We start from the raw sequence: 4,435 nt of genomic DNA, 5'->3' as shown, positions 1-4,435 counted from the left end.
CGTGCACGTGCCGCCATGCGCTCGCGCGCGCATCTCCAGATTCGCCGTCCCGCTGACGCGCTCCGGGTTCTCGGGCATACCGATCCCGTCGTCGTCGACGACGACCGTGACACGGGATGCCGTGACGGCGACGATGACCTCCGACGTCGTGGCGCGCGCATGGCGGGCGACGTTGCTCAGCGACTCGCGCACCACGGCGACGATGTCCTCACCGAGCGCGCCGGTGACGAGGAGATCGACGGGACCGGAGAACGAGACGCGGGGAGCGCTGCGAAGACTCGGGGTGAACTCGCCCACCACGTCGAGGAGACGATGACGGACCGACTCGGGGTCCGTGGTCTGAAGAGCGAAGATGGCCGTGCGGAAGTCGGAGATGGCCGCGTCGATCTCTCCGGCGTGCGCGGAGATTGCTTCGGCTCGATCAGGCGTGGTCGCTGCCAGCGCCTGCAGGCCGAGCCCTGTCCCGAACAGCCGCTGTATGACGTTGTCGTGAAGGTCTCGTGCGATCCGGGCACGATCCTCGATCAGATCCAGCCGCTGACGGTCAGCACGGGCATGCGCGAGGGCGACGGCGATGCCCGCTTGCGCGGCGAACTCCGAGAGCACCGACAGATCCTCGGACGAGAAGTGCTTCTCCTTCGCGTCGCGGACCACGCACAGGGCACCCGCGGGCGTGCCCGCGACGAGAAGGGGGACGGCGATGGTCGATCCTCCGGAGAGACGCCCTTCGAAGGAGGGCGACTCGGCAGGATCGGCGTTGGAGACGACGCTTGCGCCGCTCATCGCCCGGGCGATCAGGGAATCGCCATCGGGAACCTCCGTGCCCTCGAGCCGATCGGCACCGACTCCTCGGGCTGTCTCCACGTGGTAGCGCCCCTCCTCGGCTCCCGGCGCAACGATCAGCACCAGGTCGGCATCGATGACGGAGGCAACCTTCTCCGCCACCACGCCGAAGACGTCACCCGCGTCCGCCGAGAGCAACGCCGCGGAGATCTCAGCGAGGGCGTGGCTGAGGCGTTGAAGGCGCTGGGACTCCTCATAGCGACGCGCATTGTCTATCGCGATCGCGGCCGTGGTCGCGAGGGCGAGCACCAGCTCTTCGTCTTCGTCGGTGAACTCGCCGCCCGTGCGGTTGGTGAGATACAGATTCCCGTAAATCTCCCCGCGCACCCGGATCGGAACGCCGAGGAACGTGCGCATGACCGGATGGTGCGCGGGCAACCCCACCGATCGCGGATCGGCGCCGAGGTCGACCAGGCGGATCGGATGCGCGCTCTCGATGACCGCCCCCAGCACACCATGCCCCTCCGGAAGATCACCGATCCGATCAGCGACGTCATCCGGCATCCCGACGTGGATGAACTGCTCCAGGCGCCCCTCGCGGTCGATCACACCGAGCGCGCCGTATTGCGCATCCACCAGGGTCACGGCGGCCTCGGCGATGTGGCGAAGAACCTGTTCGAGGTCGAGGTCCTTCACGACGATCTGGCTCGCACGGAGCAGGCTGCGCAGTCGGCCCTGGGCGCTGAGCACGTGCTGAGCTCGTTCTACCAGCTCGCCGATCGTGCTCTCCAGCTCGGATCGGCACTGGTCGGGGAACCGAAGCTCTTCGTCGTCCATCACCCCCACTTTCCGCGGCAGTCATTGCCGACACTACTCTCGAAAGGCCTCTGCGGGACCTTCGACTCTTCAGACCCGACCTCCCTCATCAGACGATGGCAGTCCACCGAGAGAGGAAGCGCACGAATGCCTGAACGATATGTCCTGGCGCTCAAGGGACGCGGTGGCGAGGAAACGGCGCATGCGTGGGCCGAGTCGCATGCTGCCGCGGCCGGCGTCCCAGTCGTCCGCGTGCATGTGTCGACCGGAGATGATGCGGATTTCGCGCACCCCGAACCGCGCAGGACGACGGACGTCGTACTCCCGAGGGGGCCCGTGCCGGAGCAGCTCGCCCGCTTCCTCCAGGATGATGACGCCCTTGTGATCAGCACCGGCAAGACGGGGTTCATCCACAGCCGTGTCTTCGGCACCATGAGTCTGCGCATCGCAGCGGTGGCGCGCTGCGCCGTCGTGGTCGTGCCGCACCTCGATCTGCGCTTCCGCTCAGGGGTCGTCGCCGGGGTGAAGGCCGATGACCTGCTCGATCCCGTCGTCCGCGCGGCATCCGACGAGGCCGCACGGCGCGGGGAGCCGCTGCAAGTCGTGCATTCCTCGTTCTCCGGGATCGTTCCGGCGCCCGTGGAGACGTCGGCATCCGCGCTGGAGCAGGCGGCCGCTCTCGTCCAACGGCTGCACCCTCGGGCCACGCTGCGAACGCGCGAGACCGTGCGGCCGCCGGCGGAAGCGCTGTTGGACGCCTCCCGGAATGCCGCACTCGTCGTCATCGGCGCAGGGCACGCGCATCGCAGCGAGCATTCCCTCGGACCTGTCGTCCAGGACGTCCTCGTCAACATCAACGCACCCGTCCTCATCGTGCCCGGCGATCGGGCCCACCACTCGGGATGAGCCGAGACCACACCGTGGGACGTTCGCCTCTGCGAGCCGCTCCCGCGGGGTGAATCCTGGACGGATGACAGACATCGTCGAGCCGCTCCCCATCGTCGTCGGCGTCGATGGCTCCGCCGCCTCCGTGGAGGCGTTGTCGTACGCGGCGCGCATCGCCGCTGCACTCGATGTCCCACTCGCGGCGGTGACCACCTGGACGTATCCGGTGATGCTCGATCCGTTCGATCCCGGCACCGAATGGTCTCCCAAGATGGATGCGCAACGGTGCCTCCTCGATGCCGTGCGTGCAGCGCTCCAGGGATCGCCTCCGGAGCATTTCTCGCAGTCGGTCGTTCCCGGCCGCGCCGCAGAGGTGCTCATCGAACAGAGCGACCGGGCGTCGATGCTCGTCGTCGGCAGTCGTGGACATGGGGGATTCGCCGGGCTGCTCCTCGGCTCCGTCAGTGCGGCGTGCGCGGCCCACGCCCGCTGTCCGGTGCTCGTCGTCCACACACCGATGCCGGCCGCTGTCACATCCGAAGCCCCTCGGGCCTCCACTCCCCCTGGAAAGCGCTGATCGTCACGGTAGAGAGAAGAGAGAGGAACCGCACTGCCCCTGGAGCGCGGCCCCTGTCCCTTTTCCTCGGAGCGGCCCTCCCGATGCGGACGACTCCCCCCCTCTTTTTCCCAGAAGGCGAGGATACGACGCGAAGGCCGCCCCACGGTGGGTCTTTGGTCCCGTGACGAGTCCTGTTCCCGTCCGAGTCGCGAGCTGTACTGTGAGCTGCACGTCCGTACCCGCCTTGATGGCCGCCCCACCGCCCGACAACGAAGAAAGGGACGAATGCACCGAGTGTTCCTGGTCGACGATCACGAGATCGTGCGCCGCGGCATCGCCGGACTCCTCGACGCGCACCCCGATCTGACGGTGGTCGGGGAAGCATCGACCTGTAACGAGGCGGTCATCCGGATCGCCGAGACGCTCCCGGACGTCGCCGTCCTGGACGTGCATCTCCCTGACGGCAGCGGTATCGATCTGTGCCGCCACATCCGCCAAGCCCATCCGAGCGTGCGATGCCTGATCCTGACCGCATTCGACGATGACGACGCGCTCGTCGCCGCCGTCATGGGCGATGCCTCCGGCTACCTGTTGAAGAGTCTGCACACCGATGAACTCGTGCGTGCCGTCTGCGCCGTGGCCGACGGAGAGTCGCTGCTGAATCCCTCGATGGTGCGCCGCATCACCCATCGCGTGCGCGACGCCCGCACAGAGGACCCTCGTTACGGATCGCTCAACCTGCGCGAGAAGCAGACGCTCGCGCTGATCGCCGAAGGGCTGACCAACGCTCAGATCGGCGACCGTCTCGGGCTCGCGGAGAAGACGGTGAAGAACTACGTCTCCTCCGTGCTCAGCAAGCTCGGGCTGGAGCGCCGGACGCAGGCGGCCGTGCTCGAAACGGAGCGGACGGCCGGAATCGGCTCTCCCGGTGCGCCGTCGGCGCCACCTCATCAATAAGGGCGGACGACGATGCGGTTGTCGACCTCGGTCACATGCGGAGAGGCCCAGGCCGCTTCCACAGCCTGATTCTTCTCCGCCCATGATCGGACGGTGCCGGTGAGCATGACCGAGGTGCCCGAGACCGCGACCTCGATCGTGTGCGCGTCGACGAGCGCGTTGCGCCTGATCGCGCCGCGGATGCGTTCCTCTGCATCCGCCGCCGAGGGCCGGGCGGTGAGCGTGATCATGCTGTTCACGGTTCGCACACCTTTCAGATGCTGCACCGCGCGCTTCGCAGCGCGCCGCTCGTAGTCCCGGTCCACCTCCCCCATGAGGCTGACGTCGCCGCCCTCGATCACCGCCTTCACGCCGGGAGGGACGTCAGCGGCAGCGCGAAGAGCGTGCTCCACCTCCTCCGCGACGGCGGTGTCGGCCATGTGTTCGTCCGGCGAC

General features: G+C 67.9%; 5 protein-coding genes. 3 read left to right on the top strand and 2 right to left on the bottom strand.

Going from position 1 to position 4,435, the window contains the following annotated elements:
• The coding region (locus KZA10_RS08470) for a GAF domain-containing protein (protein WP_218682644.1) at positions 1-1,620 on the bottom strand (1,620 nt) is incomplete at its 3' end.
• 126 nt (positions 1,621-1,746) lie between these two features.
• Between KZA10_RS08470 and KZA10_RS08465 the strand changes: the two genes are divergently transcribed.
• From KZA10_RS08465 to KZA10_RS08455, 3 genes are all read left to right on the top strand, one after another.
• Positions 1,747-2,505 carry a universal stress protein gene (locus tag KZA10_RS08465; protein ID WP_218682643.1) on the top strand — a complete coding sequence of 253 codons (759 nt, stop codon included), beginning with the start codon at positions 1,747-1,749 and terminating at the stop codon, positions 2,503-2,505.
• Between the two features lie 64 nt (positions 2,506-2,569).
• On the top strand, positions 2,570-3,061 hold the full coding sequence (locus KZA10_RS08460; protein ID WP_218682642.1) for a universal stress protein: 492 nt from the start codon (positions 2,570-2,572) through the stop codon (positions 3,059-3,061).
• A gap of 267 nt (positions 3,062-3,328) precedes the next feature.
• Positions 3,329-4,000, top strand: coding sequence for a response regulator transcription factor (locus KZA10_RS08455; RefSeq protein WP_218682641.1), 672 nt, complete (start codon positions 3,329-3,331; stop codon positions 3,998-4,000).
• Here KZA10_RS08455 and KZA10_RS08450 read toward each other — a convergent pair.
• Positions 3,994-4,435 (bottom strand): BON domain-containing protein (locus KZA10_RS08450; RefSeq protein ID WP_218682640.1); only part of this gene is annotated, 442 nt, incomplete at its 5' end. The genes KZA10_RS08455 and KZA10_RS08450 overlap by 7 nt on opposite strands.

Origin of the sequence: Microbacterium sp. BF1, assembly GCF_019279095.1 — a bacterium.
GTDB classification, from domain to species: domain Bacteria; phylum Actinomycetota; class Actinomycetes; order Actinomycetales; family Microbacteriaceae; genus Microbacterium; species Microbacterium maritypicum.
The sequence above is the reverse complement of the archived record's forward strand: the minus strand, read 5'-3'. Positions and strand labels throughout refer to the sequence as shown.

Coding starts and splice junctions, on each gene's coding strand:
- KZA10_RS08465 (WP_218682643.1), top strand. CDS start 1,747: ATGCCTGAACGATATGTCCTGGCGCTCAAGGGACGCGGTGGCGAGGAA.
- KZA10_RS08460 (WP_218682642.1), top strand. CDS start 2,570: ATGACAGACATCGTCGAGCCGCTCCCCATCGTCGTCGGCGTCGATGGC.
- KZA10_RS08455 (WP_218682641.1), top strand. CDS start 3,329: ATGCACCGAGTGTTCCTGGTCGACGATCACGAGATCGTGCGCCGCGGC.